General features: G+C 66.7%; 27 protein-coding genes. 18 read left to right on the top strand and 9 right to left on the bottom strand.

What is annotated here, in order from left to right; all coding sequences use genetic code 11:
* Window positions 1-15: 15 nt before the first annotated feature.
* The gene (locus Q0C57_RS05890; protein ID WP_296573449.1) at window positions 16-534 is read right to left on the bottom strand and encodes a winged helix DNA-binding protein; all 519 of its coding nucleotides are present in this window, start codon (window positions 532-534) and stop codon (window positions 16-18) included.
* A gap of 315 nt (window positions 535-849) precedes the next feature.
* Here Q0C57_RS05890 and Q0C57_RS05885 point away from each other — a divergent pair, with 315 nt between their 5' ends.
* The 6 genes from Q0C57_RS05885 to Q0C57_RS05860 are packed head-to-tail and all read left to right on the top strand — an operon-like array spanning window position 850 to window position 6,350.
* A complete protein-coding gene (locus Q0C57_RS05885) occupies window positions 850-1,848 on the top strand; it encodes a TRAP transporter substrate-binding protein (protein ID WP_296573446.1) in 999 nt (332 codons plus the stop codon).
* A 13-nt stretch (window positions 1,849-1,861) separates the two neighbouring features.
* Window positions 1,862-2,443 (top strand): TRAP transporter small permease subunit, encoded by a 582-nt coding sequence (locus tag Q0C57_RS05880; RefSeq protein WP_296573440.1) that lies wholly within the window; start codon window positions 1,862-1,864, stop codon window positions 2,441-2,443.
* Window positions 2,444-2,490: 47 nt separating this feature from the next.
* The gene (locus Q0C57_RS05875) at window positions 2,491-3,795 is read left to right on the top strand and encodes a TRAP transporter large permease subunit (protein WP_296573437.1); all 1,305 of its coding nucleotides are present in this window, start codon (window positions 2,491-2,493) and stop codon (window positions 3,793-3,795) included.
* 13 nt (window positions 3,796-3,808) lie between these two features.
* Window positions 3,809-4,534, top strand: a complete 726-nt coding sequence (pxpB, locus tag Q0C57_RS05870; protein WP_296573435.1) for a 5-oxoprolinase subunit PxpB — start codon at window positions 3,809-3,811, stop codon at window positions 4,532-4,534.
* On the top strand, window positions 4,531-5,571 hold the full coding sequence (locus Q0C57_RS05865; RefSeq protein ID WP_296573432.1) for a biotin-dependent carboxyltransferase family protein: 1,041 nt from the start codon (window positions 4,531-4,533) through the stop codon (window positions 5,569-5,571). The genes pxpB and Q0C57_RS05865 overlap by 4 nt, the downstream gene beginning before the upstream one ends.
* Before the next feature lie 11 nt (window positions 5,572-5,582).
* Complete coding sequence (locus tag Q0C57_RS05860) at window positions 5,583-6,350, top strand: 5-oxoprolinase subunit PxpA (protein WP_296573429.1); 768 nt, start codon at window positions 5,583-5,585, stop codon at window positions 6,348-6,350.
* Here the strand turns inward: Q0C57_RS05860 and Q0C57_RS05855 are convergent.
* Both Q0C57_RS05855 and ribA read right to left on the bottom strand, forming a co-directional pair.
* Complete coding sequence (locus Q0C57_RS05855) at window positions 6,337-8,604, bottom strand: hypothetical protein (protein WP_296573426.1); 2,268 nt, start codon at window positions 8,602-8,604, stop codon at window positions 6,337-6,339. The genes Q0C57_RS05860 and Q0C57_RS05855 overlap by 14 nt on opposite strands.
* 62 nt (window positions 8,605-8,666) lie before the next feature.
* On the bottom strand, window positions 8,667-9,788 hold the full coding sequence (gene ribA / locus Q0C57_RS05850; RefSeq protein ID WP_296573423.1) for a GTP cyclohydrolase II RibA: 1,122 nt from the start codon (window positions 9,786-9,788) through the stop codon (window positions 8,667-8,669).
* Between the two features lie 272 nt (window positions 9,789-10,060).
* Between ribA and Q0C57_RS05845 the strand changes: the two genes are divergently transcribed.
* Window positions 10,061-10,612 (top strand): cytochrome b, encoded by a 552-nt coding sequence (locus tag Q0C57_RS05845; protein WP_296573420.1) that lies wholly within the window; start codon window positions 10,061-10,063, stop codon window positions 10,610-10,612.
* A gap of 97 nt (window positions 10,613-10,709) precedes the next feature.
* On the opposite strand, the gene Q0C57_RS05840 is transcribed toward Q0C57_RS05845, so the two are convergent.
* Window positions 10,710-10,892 (bottom strand): DUF465 domain-containing protein, encoded by a 183-nt coding sequence (locus Q0C57_RS05840; protein ID WP_296573416.1) that lies wholly within the window; start codon window positions 10,890-10,892, stop codon window positions 10,710-10,712.
* A gap of 236 nt (window positions 10,893-11,128) precedes the next feature.
* Here Q0C57_RS05840 and Q0C57_RS05835 point away from each other — a divergent pair, with 236 nt between their 5' ends.
* From Q0C57_RS05835 to Q0C57_RS05825, 3 genes are all read left to right on the top strand, one after another.
* A complete protein-coding gene (locus tag Q0C57_RS05835) occupies window positions 11,129-11,341 on the top strand; it encodes a DUF465 domain-containing protein (RefSeq protein WP_296573414.1) in 213 nt (70 codons plus the stop codon).
* Between the two features lie 135 nt (window positions 11,342-11,476).
* The gene (purE, locus tag Q0C57_RS05830; protein ID WP_296573412.1) at window positions 11,477-11,986 is read left to right on the top strand and encodes a 5-(carboxyamino)imidazole ribonucleotide mutase; all 510 of its coding nucleotides are present in this window, start codon (window positions 11,477-11,479) and stop codon (window positions 11,984-11,986) included.
* On the top strand, window positions 11,973-13,064 hold the full coding sequence (locus Q0C57_RS05825; RefSeq protein WP_296573409.1) for a 5-(carboxyamino)imidazole ribonucleotide synthase: 1,092 nt from the start codon (window positions 11,973-11,975) through the stop codon (window positions 13,062-13,064). The genes purE and Q0C57_RS05825 overlap by 14 nt, the downstream gene beginning before the upstream one ends.
* Here the strand turns inward: Q0C57_RS05825 and Q0C57_RS05820 are convergent.
* The 5 genes from Q0C57_RS05820 to Q0C57_RS05800 form a co-directional block, all read right to left on the bottom strand.
* Window positions 13,051-13,944 carry a DMT family transporter gene (locus tag Q0C57_RS05820; protein ID WP_296573407.1) on the bottom strand — a complete coding sequence of 298 codons (894 nt, stop codon included), beginning with the start codon at window positions 13,942-13,944 and terminating at the stop codon, window positions 13,051-13,053. The two genes, Q0C57_RS05825 and Q0C57_RS05820, sit on opposite strands and share 14 nt — an antisense overlap.
* 80 nt (window positions 13,945-14,024) lie before the next feature.
* Window positions 14,025-14,273 (bottom strand): cysteine rich repeat-containing protein, encoded by a 249-nt coding sequence (locus Q0C57_RS05815; protein ID WP_296573405.1) that lies wholly within the window; start codon window positions 14,271-14,273, stop codon window positions 14,025-14,027.
* Entirely contained in the window at window positions 14,270-15,253 is a 984-nt protein-coding gene (locus Q0C57_RS05810; protein ID WP_296573403.1) for a small ribosomal subunit Rsm22 family protein, read from the bottom strand. Before Q0C57_RS05810 ends, Q0C57_RS05815 begins: the two co-directional genes overlap by 4 nt.
* Window positions 15,250-16,041, bottom strand: a complete 792-nt coding sequence (locus Q0C57_RS05805) for an SDR family NAD(P)-dependent oxidoreductase (protein ID WP_296573400.1) — start codon at window positions 16,039-16,041, stop codon at window positions 15,250-15,252. Before Q0C57_RS05805 ends, Q0C57_RS05810 begins: the two co-directional genes overlap by 4 nt.
* Window positions 16,042-16,118: 77 nt before the next feature.
* Complete coding sequence (locus tag Q0C57_RS05800) at window positions 16,119-16,655, bottom strand: MOSC domain-containing protein (protein WP_296573398.1); 537 nt, start codon at window positions 16,653-16,655, stop codon at window positions 16,119-16,121.
* A gap of 127 nt (window positions 16,656-16,782) precedes the next feature.
* Between Q0C57_RS05800 and Q0C57_RS05795 the strand changes: the two genes are divergently transcribed.
* The 8 genes from Q0C57_RS05795 to dxr all read left to right on the top strand — a co-directional run bounded on the left by Q0C57_RS05795 (window position 16,783) and on the right by dxr (window position 24,195).
* Complete coding sequence (locus Q0C57_RS05795; RefSeq protein ID WP_296573396.1) at window positions 16,783-17,433, top strand: HAD hydrolase-like protein; 651 nt, start codon at window positions 16,783-16,785, stop codon at window positions 17,431-17,433.
* Between the two features lie 150 nt (window positions 17,434-17,583).
* Window positions 17,584-18,582 carry a 30S ribosomal protein S2 gene (locus Q0C57_RS05790; RefSeq protein WP_296573392.1) on the top strand — a complete coding sequence of 333 codons (999 nt, stop codon included), beginning with the start codon at window positions 17,584-17,586 and terminating at the stop codon, window positions 18,580-18,582.
* A gap of 135 nt (window positions 18,583-18,717) precedes the next feature.
* Window positions 18,718-19,641 (top strand): translation elongation factor Ts, encoded by a 924-nt coding sequence (gene tsf, locus Q0C57_RS05785; protein ID WP_296573390.1) that lies wholly within the window; start codon window positions 18,718-18,720, stop codon window positions 19,639-19,641.
* 401 nt (window positions 19,642-20,042) lie between these two features.
* Window positions 20,043-20,759 carry a UMP kinase gene (gene pyrH, locus Q0C57_RS05780; RefSeq protein ID WP_296573760.1) on the top strand — a complete coding sequence of 239 codons (717 nt, stop codon included), beginning with the start codon at window positions 20,043-20,045 and terminating at the stop codon, window positions 20,757-20,759.
* Window positions 20,760-20,815: 56 nt separating this feature from the next.
* Window positions 20,816-21,382 (top strand): ribosome recycling factor, encoded by a 567-nt coding sequence (gene frr, locus Q0C57_RS05775; protein ID WP_296573757.1) that lies wholly within the window; start codon window positions 20,816-20,818, stop codon window positions 21,380-21,382.
* Between the two features lie 20 nt (window positions 21,383-21,402).
* Window positions 21,403-22,170: an isoprenyl transferase gene (locus Q0C57_RS05770; RefSeq protein ID WP_296573354.1), complete on the top strand. Its 768-nt coding sequence runs from the start codon at window positions 21,403-21,405 to the stop codon at window positions 22,168-22,170.
* Window position 22,171: 1 nt separating this feature from the next.
* On the top strand, window positions 22,172-23,020 hold the full coding sequence (locus tag Q0C57_RS05765) for a CDP-archaeol synthase (RefSeq protein WP_296573351.1): 849 nt from the start codon (window positions 22,172-22,174) through the stop codon (window positions 23,018-23,020).
* On the top strand, window positions 23,014-24,195 hold the full coding sequence (gene dxr, locus Q0C57_RS05760; RefSeq protein ID WP_296573349.1) for a 1-deoxy-D-xylulose-5-phosphate reductoisomerase: 1,182 nt from the start codon (window positions 23,014-23,016) through the stop codon (window positions 24,193-24,195). Before Q0C57_RS05765 ends, dxr begins: the two co-directional genes overlap by 7 nt.
* Window positions 24,196-24,206 lie beyond the last annotated feature (11 nt).

Genomic DNA, 24,206 nt, shown 5'->3' with positions numbered 1-24,206 from the left:
CCGTGGCCGTCGGCCTCACAGGCTGGCGGCCGCCCGCGCGGCCTGATCGTAGAGACCGGACAGGGCGCGCATTTCGGTGGCGATGCGGCTGAGCACGGCCGCATCCGTGCCGAAGGCCTTGACGCTCTGGATCAGCAGGGCCTCACGGACCTCATGGTAGCGCATCACGGCGTCCGAGCCTTTCTTGGTGACGGAGACCGCCTTCTCCTTGCCGATCTTCTCGCCCTTCACGAGGCCCGCCTTTTCGAGCTTCTTCACCGCATAGGTGACGAGATGCATGTCCTCGACATTGAGGACCAGGGCGATGTCGGCGAGGCGCTTCGGCCGGCCGCGATGATAGACCGTGTGGAGGATCATGTTTTCCAGTGCCGACAAGCCCGGCGCTCCGCCAGCTGCCGCGCAGCGCACGGTCCACCGATGGAATGCGTGGCTGACCATCATCATGCCGAACTCGAACTCGGACAGCGCCGGCAGTTCCCCCGACGCCAGGTGAGCGGAGGAGACAATGGGACCCAGGGAGGACGGAGGCGTCATCGACAGACCTCGAAACTGTGCATCAGCACGGCCTGACAGAGTGGCAAGACTGGGGGCTGAAATCAAACAGAGAAAACGACGACAAAACGTCAACATCATGTTGACACATAGGCCGGCGTGCGGGATCGTCATGCCAATGAGCGTCGGTCAGCGACGACATGGCAGGCGTCTCGGCTGCGCGTGACCGGTGCCCGCGCAATGCAGATTTCGGCCTTGTCAACGTGGCTGAACAGCAGTCCAATTCCAAACAAGGGCGCCAAGCCCGGCCGCCGACAACGGCGGAACATCCAGAGACAGGAACGAGGAGTCCCGCCAATGTTCGATCGTCGTCAATTCGTGGCCGGCCTTGCCGGCACCAGCATGCTCGCGGCCCCGACGGTAGCCCGCGCCCAGGCCGCCAACTGGGACCTTTCGACGGTCTGGCCGGACGGCAATTTCCACACGGTGAATGCCAAGAAATTCGCCGAGGAGGTGAAGGCTGCGACCGGCGGCGCCGTGAACATCACGGTGAAAAGCGGCGGTCAGCTCGGCTTCAGGGGACCGGAGCATCTGCGTGCAGTGCGTGACGGTCTCGTGCCGATTGCCGACGTCCTCAACATCCAGCAGATCGGCGACGAGCCGATCCTTGGGGCCGAGGGTATTCCGTTCCTCGTCGGCTCGGTGGACGAGCTGCGCATCTATCACAAGCACATCCGTCCGGTCTTCGAGCGCGTGGTGCAGAACAACAACCAGAAGAATCTCTATATGGTTCCCTGGCCGACCCAGTACCTGCACATGAAGGTCAAGGCTGATACCCTGGCAGGCCTCGCCGGCCAGAAGGTGCGCTGCCCTGATCGCGGCGCGCAGGACATGGTCAATGCGCTGGGCATGACCGGCGTCGTCATTCCGTGGGGCGAGACCATACCGGCTCTCGCTTCCGGCGCGGTCCAGGGCGTTTCGACCTCGTCCGTGTCCGGCGTCGACGGCAAGTTCTGGGAGTTCCTGAAGTATGTCTATCCGACGAACCATGTCTGGTCGTGCCAGATGGTGAACGTCAACATGGACGCCTGGAACAGGCTTCCCGCCAACCACCGCGCGTCGATCGAGGCGGTGGCCAAGAAGCTCGAGCCGGAATTCTGGGCGGTCTCCGTGAAGGCCGACACCGACAGCCTTGCGCGCCTGAAGCAGGGCGGCATGGAAGTCGTCGACATCCCGGCGCCGATGATGGCCGATATGCGCCGTCGCACCGCCAACATGGTGCAGGATTACATCCGGCGCGTTCCCGCGGCGAAGGGGCCGATCGAGGCCTATCTCGCTGAAGTCAAGCGCTCCTGACACGGATCCTCCGATGGCACCCCACGTTGATCTCAATGCCGGGGCGCCATCGGGCATCCGGTGGTTCCTGACCGGCATCGACCGTCTCGGCCGCTTTGACGGCTGGGCCGGCGCGTTTTGCCTTCTTGCACTCACCTGCCTGATGCTGTCGGAGGTTATCGCGCGCGCGGCGTCCAACTTCTTCGGCATCGGCCCTGGCGTCGTCCCCAACGCTTGGGAATATTCCTCCTATCTCATGGCGGCGGCCTTCACGTTCGGTGCCGCCATGAATTTGCGGGGCGGCGGGCATATCCGGGTCACTCTCGTCGTGGGCAACGCCGGTCCCCGGCTGAAGAAGTTTCTGGAGATTGTCTCCTCTGCGGCGGCCTTCGCTGCGGTCAGCTATCTGACGGTGTCCATGGTCATTTTCACATGGAATTCCTTTTCCCGTGGCCAGGTCTCGATCTCGTCCGGAACGATCGTGTGGCCGCCGATGGCCCTCGTGACGATCGGCATGGCGCTGCTCGCCCTCCAGTTCCTGGCGCGCACCATCCGCGCCGCCCTGGACCTGCCACTGGAAGACCCGTCCATGCGGGCGTCGAACCCCGTCGAATAGCGGCCTTCGCGTCGTCCTGATCCTCGTCTCGTCGAGCGGAGCCCCCTATGGCCGTCGAAGTCATCTTCATGTTCGCCATCCTGTTCGGCCTGCTGGCCGGCGGGCTTTGGATCGGCCTCACTCTTGGCGTGACGGGCACGATCCTGCTGGCGATCTTTCGCGATATTCCGCTGCACCGGCTGGTGCCGCAATACGCCTGGAACATCCTGACGACGCAGGAGCTGCTGGCGCTGCCGCTGTTCATCCTGATGGGCGAGCTGCTGTTCCGCACCAACCTGTCGCGCTCCTTGTTCACGGGCCTTGCGCCCTGGGCCGGCCTGCTGCCGGGACGCCTTATCCACGTCAACGTCATCGGCTGCACGATCTTCGCGGCGATCTCCGGCTCATCCGCTGCGACGACGCAGGTCGTCGGGCGCATCGCCCTGACCGAACTGCTCAAGCGCGGCTATTCGCGCGACATCGCCATCGGCTCGCTCGCCGGCGCCGGCACTCTCGGCTTCCTCATTCCGCCGTCCAATATCCTCATCATCTACGGCGTCCTCGCCGACGTCTCCATCATCAAGCTGTTCACGGCAGGCCTCATTCCCGGTCTGCTTCTGGCGGTCTGCTTCATGGGCTGGATCATGATCCACACGACGATCCGTAAGGACCTCGTGCCCGAGAGCGAGCGCGCGCTGCGCAACCTGTCCTGGGGCGAGCGCTTCGCTTCGCTGAAGGACCTTGCGCCGGCGCTGTTCCTCATCGCCTGCGTGCTGCGCTCGATGTATGGCGGCATTGCAACCCCGTCAGAAGCCGCAGCCGTGGGCGTGCTCGGCGCTGCAGTGGTTGCACTGGTCCAGCGCTCGCTGACCTGGGAGGCTGCCCGCCAAGTCGCTATTGGCTCGGTGGTGACCTGTTCGATGATCGCGTTGATCCTGCTGGGAGCGTCGATCCTTGGCTCGGCCACCGCATTCCTCGGCATCCCCGCCAAGGTCGCTGCCTTCGTACAGGGCCTCGGCCTGTCGCCCTTCGAGTTGATGCTCGCACTGGTGGTGTTCTACTTGGTGCTCGGCTGCTTCCTCGATGGGTTCTCGATGATCGTCATGACGCTGCCCATTGTCCTGCCGATTATCAAAATGGCGGGCTTCGATCCGATCTGGTTCGGCGTCTTCATTGTGCTGGTCGTCGAGATGGCGCAGATCACGCCACCGGTCGGCTTTAACCTCTTCGTCATCCAGGGCATCACCGGAGACAGTCTGTCCTATCTGGCGAAGGTGACGCTGCCCTATCTGATCATCATGATCATCTTCACGATGACCCTGGTAGTCTTCCCAGACATCGTCATGTTCTTGCCCAACCTGATGGCAGGCTGACCGGAATCCAGCCATGGGCGTCCAATCCCCGCGCTTCCTGCCGTGTGGCGACACCGCCGTCACGGTCGAGTTCGGCACCGAGATCGACGACGGGCTCAACGCGCTCTGTCTCGCCTTCGATTCCGCCTTGGCCGATGCGGCGATCCCGGGGGTTATCGAGACCTTGCCGACCTACCGCTCGGTTCTCGTGCAGGTCGACCCACTGGTCATCGACATGCCCGCCTTCGAGGCGCGGGTGCACGATCTCCTTGCGTCGCTGCAACCGAGCGGCGCGCCGCCACGGCGCTGGATCATTCCCGTCGTCTATGGCGGTGAATTCGGAATCGACCTGGAAGACGTCGCCCGGGCCCATGGCATCTCACCCGAGGAGGTCATACGCCGGCATTCCAGCCGGTCCTACCGGGTCGCCATGCTCGGGTTCCTGCCGGGTTTCTGCTACCTGTCGGGGGCCGATCCCTCCATCGCGCTGCCGCGGCGGATCAGCCCGCGGCTCAAGACGCCGGCCGGCACGGTCTCCATCGGAGGCGTCCAGGCCCTGTTCGCGTCCGTCGAGGCGCCGTCGGGCTGGCATCTGCTTGGACGGACCCCGGTGCGCAACTTCCTGCCGGACCGCGATCCGGTATTCCTGGTGGGCGCGGGCGACGAGGTGGTGTTCAAGCCCATCCCCGCGGCGGCCTGGGACGATCTCGACGCGGCGGCGGCCGCGGGCGAATCCGTTGCCGAACTGGTGACGTCATGATCCGACTTCTGGTCAAGGATTGCGGCGCCGGTACCTCGATCCAGGATTGCGGGCGGTTCGGGTACCAGCGCTATGGCGTGGGGCCTGCCGGGGCGATGGACAAGATCGCGCTGGCCGTGGCCAATATGCTCGTCGGCAACGATCCGGAAGCGGCGGCTATCGAGTTCACCGTGCTCGGCGGCACTTTCGTGGTCGAGGGCGGCCCGGTGCGGGTTGCGCTGGCCGGCGCCTATGCCGAGGTCAGGATTGACGGCGAAGCGGTGCCGCCCTTGACGAGTGCCACCGCCGGGGACGGGCAGTCCATCACCGTTGGACCAGCCAAGGCGGGCACCTTCATGGTGCTCGCAGTCTGCGGCGGGTTCGCCGTGACGAAAGATCTCGGCAGCCGCTCGTTCCACCTGCGCGGCGGTCTCGGCGGTCTCGGTCGCGCGCCGGTCCGGCCAGGACAGGTGCTGCCGGTCGGCGGCAGTCCGCAAGGCCCGGATCTGACGGCGACAGTCCCGCCCCAGGTGTCCGCCGGCGCTTATCGCGTCGTTCTCGGGCCGCAGGATGACTATTTCAGTGCCGCCGGGATCGCGACCTTCCTCGGCGAGGCCTATCGTGTTTCGGCAGAGGCCGACCGGATGGGCTACCGGCTCAGCGGCCCGGTGATCGAGCACGCCAAGGGCTTCAACATCGTCTCCGATGGCATCGTCACCGGCTCGATCCAGGTGCCGGGATCGGGCGAACCGATCGTGCTGCTCGCCGACCGGCAGACGACGGGCGGCTATCCGAAGATCGCGACCATCATCTCGGCCGATCTGCCGCGTTTCGTCCAGCAGCGTCCCGGCAGCGAGATGCGCTTCGCGGCCGTGTCCCTGTCCGATGCGATCGCCGCGGCGCGCGAGCAGGCTGCCATGCTGACGGCCGTCCGTGCCGGACTGAAGCCGGTCGGCCTCGGCTTCGACACTGAACATCTCCTGTCCGTCAATCTCGTCGACGGCTGGGTCGATGCCCATGCGCCGCCGCCCGAACCCCCGCTCGTCACCGCCGCCTGAAGGAGGCCGTCATGACTGCCGTCGATCTCAATTCGGACATGGGCGAGGGCTTTGGTCCCTGGAAGATGGGCGACGACGAGGCGATGCTTTCGATCGTGTCTTCGGCCAATGTCGCCTGCGGCTGGCATGCCGGCGACCCCGTGATCATGCATCGCACTGCCGAGATCGCGAAGGCCAAGGGGGTATCGATCGGCGCCCATCCCGGCTTCGGCGACCTCTGGGGGTTCGGACGCAGGGTGATCCGCGGGGACAGCATGGGTGATCTCGAAAAGCAGATCGCCTACCAGGTCGGCGCCATGCAGGCACTGGCCGTCATGGCCGGCCATCAGGTCACCCATGTGAAGACCCACGGCGCCCTGGGCAATATGAGCAATGACGATGACGAGATGGCGATGGCCGTCGGCCGTGCCATCAAGGCCGTCGATCCCACGCTCGTCTTCGTCGTCATGCCGGGACTGTCGACGGAGAGGGCCGCCGAGAAACTCGGTCTGCCGATGGCACGGGAGGTCTTCGCCGACCGCACCTATGACGACAGCGGCAACCTGACGAGCCGCAAGGTGGCAGGCGCCGTCATCCACGATGCGGCGCTGGCTGCCGCCCGAGTCCTGCGCATGGTCGAGGATCAGGAGGTGGTCACCGTCACCGGCAAACGGATCAAGGTCGCCATCGACACGATCTGCGTCCATGGTGACAATCCCGCCGCCGTGGCCATGGCGCGCACCGTCCGCGACAGGCTGGAGGCGGCCGGCATCACCATCAGGCCGTTCAAGGCCGCCTAGAACCGGCCTGGATCTGCCGCCACAGGCCGCGCAGCGGCTCGAAGGTGAAGGTGACGGTCGCGCTGCCGCCGGGCACCTCCACCGCGCGGACGACCCCGAAGGCACGTTGGATGGGCACGTCGCGGCCGTTGATGCGGGCGAACCACCAGGGGTGCCAGGCATCGCCGAGGACGAGGATGCCGCCGTCGGCCGTCGTCGTCTCGACCGTCACGGCCGTATTGCCATAGGCGAGGATGCGCGCCGTGCCGCCGGGTTGCCGCGCGGGCGGTACGGGTCCCTCGACCAGGACCGTCAGGCGCGGATCGAGACCTGAGGGAAAGCCGGCCGCGGCGAGATCCGGCGGCGTCTCCATGGCCGCCGGCGCGACCCAGACGCGGGGCAGGGCCCGGGTGTTCTCATGGATGCGGATGCCGCCGGCCTCGCCGACGAGTGGCAAGGCATCGGCGGCGAGCCGCCGGTCGATGTCGCCGGGTGGCACGCGCGTGACCACGAAGCGCAGCCCGAGAATGTCGGCAAGTTCCGACCGGTAGGACGGGAAGGCGGGGGGAAAGCGCCGCTGGCCTGGCAGGGCGGCGATGTCCTCGGCGCCTACGAGATTGGCAAAGGCGGCGGAGCGCACGGGATTGAAGCCAAGCACGTCCTCGAAGTCATGGGACATGGCGACGTTCTGCCATTCGTAACCGAGGCCGATCAGCTCGAGCCGGTCACGTCGCGTCGCGTCGCGGACGATGAGGGAGCGGATGAGGGCGAGCGCGGGATCGGCGCTGCCCGGCTCGAGCACCGCATAGCTGGCGGGCGGCAAGGCGGTGGATTCACTTGGACCGTTGGTGAGGCGCAGGTCCGCCAGCAGAACCGCCCCGAGGAGGATCGTCCATCCGGCAGCAGGCAGACGCCGGCCCAGCCCGAGGACCAGCAGCGACAGAGCGATCGATCCCGCTGCGATGGCGAGGTTGGTCCAGGCGGCGGTGGGTGCGCCCTTTGACACGATCAGCGCGCTGGCCAGCGTCACCAGGGCGGCGGCGAGCAGTGCCTCGACGCGCCAGTTGGTCTGCAGCGTTCCCGTCAGCAGACGGTGCGCGCCATAGCCGGCGAGAATGGCGAAGAGCCCGCCGATCACGAAGGTTGCATCGGCCGGCCGGCGGAAGAGATCGACGCCCGGCAGTTGCCAGAAGAGGCTGAAGGCGGGCGTGTACCAGCCGAGGGCATAGAGCAGCATGATGACGAGCGCGACGGTGACGAAGCGGATGTCGCGATCGAACAGAGCGCCGCTGCGCAGGAGGCCGAGGACGAGGAGCAGGGGCAGGGCGCCCGCATAGAGGTTGCCCATGTTGCGGGCGAGGAACAGGCCTGTCTCGCCCCAGGTTGGGCTCGGCGGCCCCCAGTGCTCGGCGAGAGGACCGGCGGCGCCATAGAGATTGCCGACGATCCAGGTGAGGAGATGGGCCGGATGGAGCGAGCCGCGGCCGGCGCCGGTCTCGTCGATGACGATGCGGTTGGATTCGGCCCCCCACAGGGCTGACATCAGGACCGGAACGGCAACCACCAGCGCGCCGGTCAAGGCCGCTGCCGTGAGCGGCCCGAGCGTCGCCCCGACTTTGGCCCAGGGTCTTTCCGCCGCGACCCAATGGGCCAGAACGGTCGCAGCGAGCAGGTAGGCGCAGAGCAGCGCCACCTGGTCGCGGCCCAGCACCATGAGTGCCGCCGCCAGTCCCGCCGCGATTCCGTAGAAAAGGGAATGACGGTCGAGGGCGCGGGCGAGACACCACCAGGCGATCGGCCACCAGCAGAGAGAAAAGACCTGCGAGAGGTGCTGAATACGCCAGCTCGCCGCCGCGCCGAAGGCAAAGGCGAGGGCGGCGACGAGGCCACCGCCCCAATGCCAGCCGCGGTCCCTGAACAGGAGAATGATGCCGGTGCCGCCGGCGAAGAGCATCGCGAAGACAGCCCAGTCCATGGCGGTCAGACTTGGCTTCGCGGTGAGAGCGGCGAGCGCCAGGAGCGGTGCCGAGAACAGCACCGATTGCGGATCGGCGATTTCCGGCGACCCCGCGAAGATGTTCGGCGTCCAGGACGGCGACGCGGCCGCATGGAGCGACCGCGCTGCGAAGACGAGGTGAGGGTACCAGTGGGCCTTGGCGTCCCAGGGAATGGTCACATGGCCGAGGAGCCAGGGCGCCGCGAGGATGAACCAGCCGAAGGCGAAGAGCCCCAACGGCAGGGCGAGGCGGAACGGCACGGGGTTCTGAGACAGCATGGGCGGCGCCAGGTTCGACCTGCCGCCCTCTTAGCCCAGCCCGGCACTCCCCGCCATAGCCGCTATTTGCGGGCGGCGAGGCTCGCAAGAAGCGCATCGGCATCGATGGCATGGCCGGCGCGGTCACGCTTCGATGTCAGGTAGCGCACGTTCTCGTCGGTGGCGCGGCCGATGACGCGACGTTCGGAACGCACCTCAATGCCGGCGTCCGCCATGGCGGCAATCTTGACCGGATTGTTGGTCATCACGTCGATCGAGGTGATGCCGAGCTGCTTCAGCATCTCGGCAGCGAAATCGAAGCGACGCTGGTCAAGATCGAAGCCGAGGACCTCGTCGGCGTCGTAGGTATCCCAGCCGAGCGACTGCAACCGATAGGCCCGCATCTTATTGGCGATGCCGTTACCGCGGCCTTCCTGGTCGAGATACAGCAGCACCCCGCCGCCGTTCTTCGCCATCCACTCGACGGTATCACGCAGTTGGTCGCCGCAATCGCACTTCAGTGACCCGAAGAGGTCACCGGTCAGGCAAGCGGAGTGCAGGCGCACCGGCACGGGCTGGGCCGGGTTCGGCTTGCCGATGACGATGGCGACCTGGTCACGCAGCCCCTCGCCGCCCCGGAAGACGACGAATTCCGTATCGGGTGCGCCCTCAAGAGGAACCGGTGCCCGGCCGACGATGCGGATCAGGCGGGCCTCCAACTTCCGGAAATCGCCGATGGCGGCGGCGTCCACTGATAGGACGTGCAGCGGCGCATCGCTGCCCGCGGCCAGTGGAACCATGACGACCGCCGGCACGATCAGTGCGAGGCGCGCCAGTTCGAGCGCCGCCTCGTCGAGGTCATCGACGGGCGAGACCGGCGCGTCGATACGCGCCTCAATCGTCAGCGCCAGGGTTTCGATCCGGGACGGAGTGATCTGCGGCAGCGCCACGCGGGCCGGAGCAGACCGCTCTAGGCCAAGCCGCCGCAGACGGGCGGCCGGGAGGAGAAGATGAGCCATGGACGGGCTGAGAGCAGCTGCCGCCCCTGCCGCCACATGGTCGATACCATCGACTCCAAAGGCAAGCACGGTTCGCCCTGCGCCATGGATCAGGACCGGGCGCGCGGCCCGAAATTCAGCAATGGCCCGCTCGACCTGGGCCCGGACGATATCGGCCTTCGTGCCGAGAATTCCGGAAGTTTCCATCGTCAGATAGGCCTTTCATGCCCCTGGCAGGTGCCGGGCTGGACATCCAGCCGGCGACTTGTACTGCATGTATGGCTCTCGAACCGGTTTTGGATCAGGCGCGGCGAAAAAAGAGTTACCAGCCACACTGGCATCAATCGCATCTCCCGTCATCGCTGCGTAACGACAGAGGGCGCGTGCTACGCTTGAAAGGCCGCCAAAAGGCGCCCCTTGCATTCCGCAGGAGACCCCGATCATCATCAGTGCCTGGAACCGATGGAGAGATGGCAGTCATGTCGCAGGCGGAAATCTATTCGACGCCGCATCGGATCATCCACTGGGCGACCGCGGCGCTGATCATCGGGCTGGTGCCGGTCGGCATCTACATGACCAGCATTCCCTTTCCGCCCGATCCAGACGCCAATCCCGCGGTGAAGAATGCCCTTTATGAGTGGCACAAGTCATTCGGCCTGATCGTCCTGCTGCTCGCGGTCATGCGCGTGGCAATGAAAGTCACGCAGGGAACCCCGCCTCCGGTGCCGACCCTGACGAAATTCCAGCGCGTCGCCTCAGCGGCCACCCACCATCTGCTCTATGTGCTGATCTTTCTCGTGCCGCTGACCGGCTGGGTCGCCACTTCGATGTGCTACGGGCCGGTCAATCTCTTCTGGACCATCCCGGTGACGCTTCAGTTGTCCGGCCAGCCGGCGACCTGTTCGGTGATCTACCGGTTCCATTTCGGCGGTGCAGTGGTGATGAGCCTGCTGGTCTTCGCGCACATAGGGGCGGCGCTGATGCACCTCGTCATTATCAAGGACGGCGTTTTCCGGCGCATGTGGCCGTGACGCCTGCCGGCTGAAACAAAAACTGCCGGCGCCCGGAAGGACGTCGGCAGTCCTGGATCTTTTATTCGGCGATCTCGGTAGCCCTAACGTTCCGATTCTAGTGGAGCCTGGAGCTGCTCGCCCTCAGGCGCTCGATCTGGTCCTTCAGCTGCAGCTTGCGCCGCTTCAGCTCCGCAATCTCTTTATCCTGCGAGGATGGGCGGGCGACGATCTGGCTCAACTGCCGATCAAGTGCCTCATGACGCTTCTCGAGTTCCGCAAGGTGCGACTGCAAGCTCATCAAAGTCCTCCTTTGAAGAAAGGGTCCAGATGGCCTCGGACAAGGTCCGAAACGCATCGGACTGCAATCGAGTGTGGACCTGTATGCGGCAAAGTAAAGTCACGGAATGTTACGGCGACCCTCCACCGCAGGCCTCACGCCTAGACAAGCGGCGCCTTGCCCAAGGCGCTGCGGCGATCGCATAATGCCGGCGGCGCGGATCGCCCTTCGGATCCGGCACAGCCTCTGGTAACGCAATGGCATCGAACGACACCGACGAGCGCGAGGCGCTGCTTGAGCTTGAAAGGCTGCGGCAGGAACACCGGGATCTCGACGTCGCCATCGATGCACTGGTGCGGATGGCGGTCGCCGACCGCCTCCAGATCCAGCGGTTAAAGAAGCGCAAGCTCGTCCTGCGCGACCGGATCGCCTTCCTCGACGACCTTCTGACACCCGACATCATCGCATGAAACGGCTGCGGCCAAGCTGATGCGCCGGCGCAAAGATAGGGTCAGGCTGCGTCTTGCTACCTGGACAACCTCTGCCTATTCTCCGCCGCTTCTTTCTGAATGCCGTCGATCCTCGACGAGCGGGGGGAGGCGTCGATGCCGGAGACGGCCGCGAGCGGGGATAAGCCCGTCGCTATCATCATGGGCTCCCAGTCGGACTGGGCGACCATGCGCCATGCGGCTGAGATTCTGGCCGCTCTGGGTATCGACCATGAGTCTCTCATTGTCTCCGCCCACCGCACGCCCGACCGGCTCTATGATTTTGCTCGATCGGCGCGCGACAAGGGGTTCAAGATCATCATCGCCGGAGCCGGCGGCGCGGCGCATCTGCCGGGCATGGCGGCGGCGCTGACGCCGTTGCCGGTCTTCGGCGTGCCGGTGGAGAGCAAGGCGCTGTCAGGTGTCGATTCGCTCCATTCCATCGTGCAGATGCCGGGCGGCATCCCGGTCGGTACCCTCGCTATCGGCAAGCCCGGTGCCATTAATGCGGCGCTGCTGGCGGCTGCAGTCCTTGCCCTCAACGATCCGGCCCTGGCCGAGCGGCTTGACGCCTATCGGGCCCGTCAGACGGCGGCTATTGCGGAGCGTCCCCGTGACGACATCTGACCGGTCGGTCGGTCCCGACCAGATCATCGGCATTCTCGGCGGCGGCCAGCTCGGTCGCATGCTTGCGCTGGCCGGCGCGCGGCTGGGCCTGCGTTGCCAGGTCTTTGCCCCCGAGCCGGAAAGCCCTGCCTTCGACGTGGTGCGGCGGATCACGGAGGCAGACTATTCGGACGAGAGCGCGCTGGCCCGCTTCGCCGAGGATGTCGACATCGTCACTTACGAATTCGAGAACGTGCCGGCCCGGGCCGCCGATTTCCTGGCGAGCCGGCTGCCGGTTCGCCCCGGCCCCATGGCGTTGACGGTGTCGCAGGACCGTATCGCGGAGAAGACCTTCGCGCGTGGCTGTGGGCTCGCCGTCCCCGACTTCCTTGCCGTCGATTCGGTTGACGATCTTGTCCGCGCCATCGAGACGATCGGCCGGCCTGCCGTCCTGAAGACCCGGCGCTTCGGCTATGACGGCAAGGGGCAGGTCGTGATCCGCTCGGGCGACGATCCGGCCCGCGCTCTTGCGACCATCGGCAACCAGCCAGCCATCCTTGAGGCCTTCGTTTCCTTCGAGCGCGAGATCTCCGTCCTCGTGGTCCGCGGTGTCAGCGGCGAGATTCGCCATTACGATCCGGTCTGGAACGTCCACCGCAGCGGCATTCTCCGCACGTCGACAGTACCGGCTGCTATTGATGTCTCGCTGGCGGCGCGGGCGGCCCTGATGGGCACGGTGCTCGCGGAGAAGCTCGACTATGTCGGTGTGCTGGCGGTGGAGCTCTTCGTCACGCGCGACGGACAGCTTTTGCTGAACGAGATGGCGCCACGTGTCCACAATTCAGGCCACTGGACCGAGGCCGCGTGCCATTGCTCTCAGTTCGAGAACCATATGCGCGCGGTCGCCGGCCTGCCGCTTGGCTCGACACGGCGGCACTCCGACGCTGTGATGCAGAATCTCATCGGTGCCAGCGTCAAGGACTGGCGACGCCATGCCGCCGAAGAGGGAACGGTGCTGCATCTCTACGGCAAGCGCGACCAGCGCGAGGGCCGGAAGATGGGCCATCTGACCCGCCTGTCGCCCCTCAGCCAAGGCTGAGCAGCACAGCGACGCCGATGACGATGAGCGCGATCGCCAGCCCCTCGCGCGGGCTGGTCGCCTGCTTGATGATGGCTCCCGAGACGATACCGGCGAAGAGCACCTCGACCAGGGCGAGGGTCCGCACCTTGGCGACGGTTTCCAGCGCGAAGGCGAGAAACCAGAACTGGGAGGCAAAGGCGCCGAGGAAGCCCGCCGCGAGCGAAGGCCGCCAGGCGCGGAAGATCGCCATGAGGCCGGCCCGGTCCGCGATCGCAAGATAGGCTGTGAGGACCGCCGTCTGGATCGCCAGGCTCCAGGCGAGGGTCGTGGTGGCGGCGAGGACGAAGCTCTCGGTGTCGAGGGTGCGGATGGCGCCGCGGAAGCCGACCGATGCGAGACCGAAGAGCGCGGCGGAGACGATGCCAAGGACGGCCGGCCGCAGGGACTGCTCGGTACCGGGCTTCCAGGACATCAGGAGGATCCCCGATGTGGCGATGAGGATCGCGGTCCATGCCCAGCCCGTGAGGTGGTCGCCAAGCAGCACCACGCCGAACAGCGCGACGATGACCGGTTCGGTCTTGGTATAGGCCGTGGTGACGACGAAGGAGCGCTCCCGCATGGCCGCCAGCATCAGTGCCGTCGCGCCGATCTGTGCCATGGCGCCGACCGTCGTCCACACCAGAAAGGCACCTGACAGGCCCGGCGCGCGAGCCGGTACGGCGAGATGGACACCAGCCAGAAAGACCAGTGCGAAGGGAAAGCCGTAGAGAAAACGCACATGGGTGGCGCCGATCGTGCCCAGACGCTCGGTGAGGCTGCGCTGCAGGGCGTTGCGCGCCGTCTGGGCGGCAGCTGCGATGACGGTAAAGACCGCCCAGAGCCAGGGCATGACGAGCATCGTTGCACTCCCGATCACCGCTATCGGGCCTGCGGCGGCGGCCGGTCAATCGCGGGCGATGCAGGGCAGCGGTGCCAGCCTCAGCGCAGGCCTGTCTGCCGGATCGCCGTGACGCAGGGAGGCGAGAGCTGCCCCTGGTTGCTGCGCAGGCAGGCCGACACCCGCGCCGAATCGGTCCCGGCGCTCGGACATTTGCTGTCGAGGTCGGCCTTGCAGGCCCGGTAAATGCCCATGCGCTGGGAAAAGGACAGGTTCTCGCTCTGGCCGAGCGCAGGGAGCGGCAGGAAGGCGCCAGCAACGACGAGGGCAATGACGGGTCTGCGGGTCATGGCGGCTCCGGTTGTTCTGAGGGAAAAGCGTCGCCCCAGCCGAGGCGCCGCGTCAAGCGATGGGCATCGCGGTCGCGGCTGGCGACGACGTGCTGCGTCAGGCCCGCTCCCGTGCAGAGAGTGAATGTGGTTGCCGCCTTGTCGGCATGGGGAGGTCGCAGGATGCGTGCCGGCGCGGCCACGATCCGCAGATGCGGCCGCGCGGCGACCAGATAGGCATAGCGCTCGTCCTCGAACGGGGCATCGGCCGATTTCGCGGCCTTGTGGGCGCGCAGCCGCGGCAGCCGGGCGGAGAAATGGCACCAGTCAGGTGCCACGATCGGGCAGGCGCCTTCGCCCGGGCAGGGGGCAGCGATACGGGCGCCGCCGGTCATTAGCGCGGTGCGGGCGGCGGCGATCACAGCGAAGCCGGCGGGAGTGCCGGGCTCGATGAGGACGAGCACGCCGCGCGTGGCGGCGTAGAGCCCGCACGCCGCATCCGCGACCGCGGCGGGCTTGAGTTCGTTGAGCGTATAGCTGGCGACAACCAGATCGGCGGTGGCCGGCGCGACCCCTTCCAGCCGGCCGGCCTGCCAGTCGGCCTCCGCCAGCAGGGCCGGCCCCTCCGCCGCGAGGTCGCGGCCGAGCGCCGTCATGCCCGCATGGGCGTCAACCAGCGTGGCCCTGACGAGGTCCTGAAAGATCTCCGCTGCGGCCCAGCTGGCGGTGCCCGGTCCGCAGCCGACGTCGAGAAGGGTGCGTGGCGCGAGAAAAACCCGCGCCGCGGCCTCTGTCAGGGCGGCGGCACAGGCCGCATAGGTCGCCGGCATGCGGGCAATGGCATAGGCGGCGAGATCGACCGGGGCCGGCAGGCGCGAGCCGCGGCCTGCCCGGTAATCCGCAGTGAGGCGATGGCTTGCTGCGGCAAGGTCGCGCCCGCTGAAACGGCCGGCGAGCCGCTCCAGCGCCGCACGCAGGGCCGGCGGCAGATTGGCGCTCAATCCTGCACCGGCACCGTGTAATTGAGCCCGAGCCTGCCGCCATCGGCATAGAGCGTCTGGCCGGTGATGTAGCTGGAGGCGTCGGAGGCAAGGAAGACGGCGACCTTGGCGATCTCGTCGGGTTCGCCGAGGCGGCGCAGCGGCGTCCGCGAGAAGAGGCGGTGACGGGCGGCCTTGTCGGTATTGACGCTCGCCAGCATCTCGGTGGCGATGGAACCGGGACCGATGGCGTTGACGCGGATGCCGTGTTCGGAGAGCCCGAGCGCCATGACGTTAGTGAGCTGGCCGACGCCGCCCTTTGAAACGCAGTAGGGGATCTGGTTGACGATGGCGAGCCGGGCATTGACCGAGCTCATATTGACGATGGCGCCCGGGGGCTTTCCTGCTTTCACCTGCTCAACCATGCGGCGGGCGACGGCCTGTCCGACGAGGAACGAGCCCTTCAGGTTCACCCGCATAACCTTGTCGAAATCGGCCTCGGCGAGGTCGAGGAATTCGGCGCTGTGGACGATGCCTGCATTGTTGACCAGAATGTCGATGTCGCCGCCAAAGGCCTTGCGCGCCCCCTCGACGAGGCCGGCGACCGAGGCGGCGTCACCGACATCGGCCGCCACGAAGACCGCCTTGCCCTTCTTGGCGAGTTCCGCCGTCGTCGCACGCCCGGCCTCCTCGGCAATGTCGGAGAGGACGACGCTCGCGCCTTCGTCGATGAACCGCCCGGCGATGGCTTTGCCGATGCCGCGTGCGGCTCCCGTGATGATGGCAACCTTGCCGTCCAGCGCGCCCATGGCGATCCCCCGCAAAACCTGACCGCAGCGGTTCTAGACCAGAAGGGCAGGCACGGGGAGGGGGCGGGACGGGGGGCTCATACTTTCTGCAGCGGGCGGTGCGGCCCCTCAGGGAGCGTGATCTCCACGGCATCGCCCGGCCGAATTCTGCCGCCGGTGACGACGATCCCCATGATGCCCGCCTTGCGGACGAGGTTTCCGTCCGCATCGCGATCAAGCGTCGCCTGCATCAACCCGTCCTGGAACCGGTCGATCTGGATGCAGGGATTGCGCAGGCCGGTGATTTCGATGATGGCACCGGCAATGGTCAGACGCGCGCCGGTCGGCAGGGCGAGCAGGTCGATGCCCGATGTGGTGATGTTCTCCCCGAGTTCGGCAGGACCGACGGTGAAGCCCTTGCCGGCAAGCTCCTCGAAGAGCTCCGCGTGGATCAGATGAACCTGACGCAGGTTGGGCAGGGTCGGATTGAAGCGCGCCCGCGAGCGATGCTTGACCGTCACGCCGCAATGGGCGTCGCCTGCCACGCCTTCGCCGGCAATCAGCGTGATCTCCTCGATAGGCGCCTTGGAGAAGCGATGGCGACGGTCGAGGCTGACAGAAATCACCTGGCCCATGTCGTGGCTCCGAGCGGGTATAGCGCCTTCTGCCTGCTCGCTAACCGGCTGTCACCTGCCTTGGCGGGAGGCGCGCCTTGCGCCGCCGGTGATGGACGGGAGAAGGCTGTAGCCCTATTCAGGCCAAATGCCCCAGACCGTGCTTTTCGACCTCGATGGAACCCTGACCGATCCGGCGCCCGGCATCATCGGCTCCTTTCGCCAGGCGCTGGTCGATCTCGGCCACGAGCCGCCGCCCTTCGCCGATCTCGGCTGGATCATCGGGCCGGCGTTACGCCTGTCCTTTCCGAAGGTGATGGGGCCTGGGAGCGATCCCGAGGCGGCGGTCGAGCGCTACCGCGTCCATTACCGCGCAGGCGGCATGTACGACCTCACCCTCTATACCGGCATGATGGAGGCGGTTGCCGCCATCGGCGGGGCCGCCGACCGCATGTTCGTCTGCACCGCCAAGCCCGAACCCTATGCGGTGCCCATCGTCGAACGCTTCGGCTATGCGCCGCATTTCCAGCGCGTCTACGGGGCGGCGCTCGACGGCAGCCTCGACGACAAGGCCGACATCATCGCCAAGATCATTGCGGAGCAGGGTATCGACCCCTCCGGAACGGTCATGATCGGCGACCGGATGCACGACATCCACGCGGCCCAGCGTCACGGCATCGCCTCCATCGGCGTCGCCTGGGGTTATGGCGGCGTCGCGGAACTTGAGGCAGCCGGTGCAACCGCGATCTGCCAGCGGCCGCAGGATCTGCCGGAGATGGTCGCGGCGCTGGCGCGCTGATCGCCTTGCACTCCTCGGTCGGATCGTGTAGTGCCCGGCCCATTCCACACGCGGACCCGCGGCTGAGGCCTTTTGTCCTTTGCCGCTCCGGTGGTGACGGATCCCGTTCGGGGTCGGCCATAGTCCGCGGAGGCACAACCGGAGAAGACCATGGCGCTGCCCGATTTCAGCATGCGTCAGCTTTTGGAAGCTGGCTGTCACTTTGGCCATCAGGCCCATCGCTGGAACCCGAAGATGAATCAGTACATCTTCGGCGTCCGCAACAATATCCACATTCTCGACCTCGCCCAGACCGTGCCGATGCTGCATCGCGCGCTCGTCGCCGTTTCCGACACCGTTGCCAAGGGTGGCCGCGTGCTGTTCGTCGGCACCAAGCGCCAGGCGCAGGACGGCATCGCCGCCGGTGCCAAGCAGTGCGCCCAGTATTATGTGAACTCCCGCTGGCTGGGCGGAACGCTCACCAACTGGAAGACCGTGTCGGGTTCGATCTCCCGCCTGCGCAAGCTCGACGAGGCGCTCGGCTCCGGCGGCGCCGGCTACACCAAGAAGGAAGCGCTGACCCTCGCCCGCGAGAAGGACAAGCTCGAGCGCGCCCTCGGCGGCATCAAGGACATGGGCGGCGTGCCCGACCTGATGTTCGTGATCGACACCAACAAGGAAGCGATCGCCATTCTCGAGGCCAAGCGTCTCGGCATTCCGGTGGTCGCCATCGTCGACACCAACTGCGATCCGGACGGCATCACCTATCCGATCCCGGGCAATGACGACGCCGGTCGCGCCATCTCGCTCTATTGCGACCTGATCGCTCGTGCCGCCATCGACGGCATCGGCCGCGCCCAGGGATCGTCGGGCATCGATCTCGGTGCCTCCGAGAAGCCGATGGTCGAGGATCTGCCGGAGGCCGCAGCCCCCGCCGGTGTCGAGCGTCTCGCCGGTCCGCGCGGCCCGGCCGACGAGCTCATCAAGCTCACCGGCGTGTCGCCGGAGATCGAGAAGCAGCTCAACGATCTGGGCATCTTCCATTTCTGGCAGGTCGCCGGCTTCACCCCGGTCGATGCCGCTGAAATCGGCGACAGCGTCGGCCTCCCGGGCCGCGTCCAGGGCTGGATCGACCAGGCGAAGTCGCTGGTCGAGGCCGAGGCCGCCTGATCCAAGCCGCCAGCCGGCGTCATCCGGCCGACACGAAACACGTGTCGATCGGAGATCGGTTCTGAGTTCCGGCCGGCTCGCTCCTGCGGGCCGGCCGTTTCCCTTCCCAACAAGACTGAATTCGAGGACGGACCCATGGCGAACATCACCGCCCAGATGGTCAAGGAACTGCGCGAAATGACCGGCGCAGGCATGATGGACTGCAAGTCCGCGCTGAACGAGACCGCCGGCGACATCGAGGCCGCCGTCGACCTGCTGCGCAAGAAGGGTCTGTCAAAGGCCGCCAAGAAGGCCGGCCGCGTCGCCGCGGAAGGTCTCGTCGGCGTTGTCACCGCCGGTCCGAAGGCCGCCGTGGTCGAGGTCAACTCGGAGACCGATTTCGTCGCCCGCAACGACCAGTTCCAGGGCCTCGTGAAGGCGATCGCGGAAGTCGCACTGAAGACCGGCAACGACGTGGATGCCATCCTGGCGGCGCCGGTCGCCGCCGGTGGCACGGTTGCCGACGCCATCGCCTCGGCGGTCGCCACGATCGGCGAGAACATGACGCTGCGCCGCGCCTCGGTCCTGTCGGTCTCCGACGGTGTCGTCGGCAGCTACATTCATAACGCGGTCGAGCCGGGCCTGGGCAAGATCGGCGTGCTGGTGGCGCTCGAATCGACCGGCAACAAGGACGAACTCGCCGCCCTGGGTCGGATGGTCGCGATGCATGTCGCCGCCGCCAACCCGCTGGCCCTGGACGCCGAGGGCCTCGATCCGGCCGTCGTCGCCCGCGAGAAGGCAATCCTCGCCGAGAAGAATGCCGGCAAGCCCGAGAACGTCATCGCCAAGATCGTCGAGTCGGGGATCAAGACCTATGCCAAGGAAGTCTGCCTGCTGGAGCAGCTCTATATCCATGACGGCGGCAAGACGGTGGCCCAGGCCCTGAAGGAGATGGAGAGCAAGGTCGGCGCGCCTATCAAGCTGACCGCCTTTACCCGTTTCGCCCTCGGCGAAGGAATCGAGAAGGCCGAGAACGATTTCGCTGCGGAAGTCGCGGCCCAGGCCGGTATCAAGGCCTGAGCAGATCCGACGTGACGGCGGAAAGAGGGGCGGGCGACCGCCCCTTTTTTCATGGGTTGAGCCCACGGCCGACGGCGAGCGCCTCGTCGACGTCGTGTCCTTGGCGAAACACATGCCGGGTCCGATCAAGAACATCGGGACGCCGAAGGCGACGCTGCCGACCGACGTGATCCCGGGGATCCGCAGGGCCCGGGTGACAGGGCACGCTACGTCGCGGCCTTACAACCGAAGGAAATGGCCGGATCAACTGACATCGTGTGTCGGCACGCCGCACAGCGTATCGACGTGCGGTGAGGCTCGTTCGTCGCGACTGCCTCACCTGCACGGTTGCGCCGATCGGGCATTGCGCTAAACCCGACCTTCGCAAGCATCATGTGACGACCGCGAATCGGGGGAACGATATGGCCGGGCCACGCTACAGGCGCGCGCTGGTGAAAGTATCCGGCGAGGCCCTGGCGGGCGATCAGGACTTCGGCTTCGACGCCAAGACGGTCCGGATCATCGCCGAGGACCTCATCGCCGCGGCCAAGGCTGGCACCGACATCGCGGTAGTGGTCGGCGGCGGCAATATCTTCCGCGGCCGGCAGATCGCCGGGATCGGGCTGAGCCGCGTCGATGCCGATGCGATCGGCCGTCTGGCGACCGTGATGAACGCGATCGCGCTGGCCGGTCAGATCACTGCTCTTGGCCATCCCGCGGTCGCGCTGTCGGCGGAGCCCGTGCCTGAGGCGCTGGATGTCTACACGGTCCGTCATGCGCTTGCCCATCTCACCGCCGGCAAGATCGTCGTGCTCGGCGGAGGCATCGGCGTGCCGCTTCTGACGACGGATACCACCGCGACCATGCGGGCGGTCGAGCTCGGCTGCGACGTCGTGCTGAAGGGCACCAATGTCGACGGCGTCTATTCCGCTGACCCGAAGCGTGACCCGACGGCAGTACGGTTCGACCAGCTGAGCGCCGATGAGGCGATTGCCCGCGACCTCAAGGTGATGGACACCGCTGCCTTCGCGCTTGCCCGCGAGAACCGACTTCCGATAATCGTGTTCTCCCTCGATGCCCCCGGCGCCGTCGCGTCGGTTCTCGCAGGCGAGGGCCGTTGCACCGTGGTCACTGTCTGACCGCGAAACCGACCTTCCCGCGGATGTCTCCGCGCAATCTCCAAGAGGCGTACCCCATGGCCGCGTCCCCGACCTTCGATCTTGGCGACATCACCCGTCGCATGCAGAGCTCGATCGCTTCCTTCAAGCACGAGCTGGGAACGCTCCGCACCGGTCGCGCGTCGCCCAACCTCCTCGACCCGATTCAGGTCGAAGCCTACGGCCAGTCGATGCATGTCAACCAGGTCGCCACGGTGAGCGTGCCCGAGCCGCGCCTCCTGTCGGTTCAGGTCTGGGACCGCGCGATGGTGGGTCCGGTGGAGAAGGCCATCCGCGAATCGAGCCTGGGTCTCAATCCGCAGACCGAGGGCCAGGTCATCCGCCTGCGCATCCCGGAACTGACGCAGGATCGCCGCAAGGACATGGTCAAGGTCGCGCACAAATATGCCGAGGGCGCGCGTGTCGCCGTGCGTCACATCCGCCGAGACGGCATGGACATCCTGAAAGCGAAGGAGAAGGACCACTCGATGAGCGAGGATGAGAACGTCCGCGCCGCCGATCAGGTCCAGAAGGAAACCGACAAGCATATCGCCGAGATCGACCAACTGCTTGCGCAGAAGGAAAAAGAGATCATGACGGTCTGAGCGCGGGCACGGACATGACCATGGTGGACCGACAAGGCCTGGCCGCAGAACACGGCGTTGCGACCGCAGCGCCGACGTCTCTGCCGCGCCATGTCGCCATCATCATGGACGGGAATGGCCGCTGGGCGAAGCAGCGCGGCCTGCCGCGCATCGAAGGCCACCGGCGCGGTGTCGATGCGCTCCGGCGGACCCTGCGCGCCGCCCGCGAGATCGGCATCGAGATCGTAACGGTCTATTCGTTTTCCTCCGAGAACTGGTCGCGGCCGCCCGCCGAGGTTTCGGCTCTGATGGGGCTGCTCAAACGCTTCATCCGCAACGATCTGGCCGAACTGCACGAGGCTGGCGTGCGGGTCCTCATCGCCGGTGATCGTGACAACCTTGAGCCCGACATCCGGCTGCTGTTGACCGAGGCCGAGGCGCTGACCCGCGGCAACACGCGGCAAACGCTCATCGTTGCCTTCAACTACGGGTCCCGCCAGGAGATCGCTGCCGCAGCCCGGGCCCTGGCGGAGGAGGTGGCGCGTGGGGATCGCAGTGCGGCGAGCATCACGCCGGAGGCGATTGCGGCGCGCCTCAATACGGCCGGTGTCCCCGATCCCGACCTCGTCATCCGCACATCCGGCGAGATGCGCCTGTCGAACTTCCTGATGTGGCAGTCGGCCTATGCCGAGCTCGTCTTCCAGACCATTCTCTGGCCTGACTACGGCCGTGAGGCGCTGATGGAGGCGCTCGTCGAATATGGCCGCCGCGAGCGTCGCTATGGCGGCCTCGGCGCTGTCGGCGCCTGACATGCACCCCGATCAGCGCCCCGCCGGGGCCTTTTCCGATCCCGACCTTAAGAAGCGGATCCTGTCCGCCCTGGTCCTCATCCCGGTGGCGATCTTCACAGCCTGGCTCGGCGACTGGCCCTTCGCACTCCTCTGGCTCTTCGGCGCCGCGCTGGTTCTGCGCGAGTGGAATCGCCTGGTCCTGCCGGGTGCGCCGATGGCGCTCTATGTCGGCGAACTCGCCGCCCTGACCGTCGCTCTCGGCCTCGAGCGGTATTTCCTCAATCCTGGCTTTGCCATGGTCGCCCTCGGCGCCGGGGCGGGCGTTGCCCTGGCGCTGAGCCCGCAAGGACGCTCGCGCTGGGCGATCGCCGGCCTTCTCTACGCGGCCGCGGTGGTTCTCGGCCCGACGATCCTGCGGGACGACAACAATCTCGGCTTCGTCGCCATTCTCTGGCTCTTTGCCGTGGTCTGGGGCACCGACGTGGCCGCCTATTTCGCCGGCCGGTCGATCGGCGGCCCGAAGCTGTGGCCGCAGCTGTCGCCGAAGAAGACGTGGTCGGGTTTCATCGGCGGCACGCTGATCGGCACGGTGATCGCTCTCATCGTGGTCAAGATTGCCGGCCTGCAGCTCAGCGTCGGGCTGGCGCTGACGACCTGGGTGATCGCGGCTCTCAGCCAGGGCGGCGACCTCTTCGAATCCTCCGTCAAGCGCCGTTTCGCCGCCAAGGATGCCGGGTCGATCATCCCTGGCCATGGCGGTGTCATGGACCGTCTCGACGGCTTTCTCGTTGCCGCCGTCGCCGCCGCCGCCGTCGGCTTGATGCGCGGCGGCGTCGGCAACCCGGCGGCCGGCGTGCTGGTATGGTGAGCGGCATGCGCAGGCTGACGATTCTGGGCGCCACGGGTTCGGTCGGGACCAGTGCTCTCGACATCGTCGCGCGCCATCGCGACCGATTCCCGATCGAGGCGGTGACGGCGAACGGCGATGCGGCGGGCCTCGCCCGGATCGCCCGCGACCTCGGCGCGCGATTTGCCGCAGTCGCCGACGAGGGCGCCTATCCGGCCCTGCGCGAGGCCCTGGCGGGAACCGGCATCGAGACTGGCGCCGGCCCGGCAGCGGTCGCCGCCGCCGCGGCACGGCCTGCGGACATGGTTGTCGCCGCGATCTCGGGCGCGGCCGGCGTCGAGCCGGTTCTCGCGGCCATCGGACAGGGCACGACGGTCGCGCTCGCCAACAAGGAGAGCCTCGTCGCGGCGGGCGCTATGGTCATGGCAGCGGCCCGCGCGCGACGGGTGCAGGTACTCCCCGTCGATTCCGAGCACAATGCTGTCTTCCAGGCGCTCGCCGGGTCGCGCATGGACGATGTCGAGACGGTCTGGATTACCGCGTCGGGCGGGCCTTTCCGGACCTGGGACGCGGCCGCGATCGCAGCGGCGCGACCGGAGGACGCCCTCAAGCACCCGAACTATTCCATGGGGGCGAAGGTCACGGTCGATTCCGCCGGCCTGATGAACAAGGGTCTCGAACTCATTGAGGCCCATCACCTTTTCTCATTACCACCCGATCGCCTCCGGGCGCTGATCCACCCGCAACAGGTGGTCCACGGTATGGTCGGCTATCGCGACGGTTCCATCGTCGCCCAACTCGGCGCGGCGGACATGCGGGTGCCCATTGCCCACTGCCTTGGCTTTCCCGAAAGAATCGATGGGCCGTCCCGGCGGCTCGATTTCGCGGCGATCGCCACGCTCACCTTCGAGGAGCCCGATCTGGTGCGCTTTCCTGCGTTGCGCCTCGCCATCGAGGCCATGGCGGCCGGGGGCAGGGCGCCGACGGTGCTGAATGCTGCCAATGAAGTGGCTGTCGAAGCTTTCCTCGCCCGGCAGATCGGCTTTACCGCCATCGCTGGAATCGTCGAGAGCGTGCTGGCGGCGGAAGGGGTCGGCCCCGCTCCGGCCACATTGGACGATTTATGGTTGATTGACCATGCCGCACGACAGCGGGCGCGGGCCACTATGCTTAACGCACCGGCTGCGGCATCTTGAATTCGGGAGGG

The organism is Phreatobacter sp. (genome assembly GCF_022843985.1).
Classification (GTDB): domain Bacteria; phylum Pseudomonadota; class Alphaproteobacteria; order Rhizobiales; family Phreatobacteraceae; genus Phreatobacter.
This window is presented reverse-complemented; position numbering and strand designations above follow the sequence as displayed.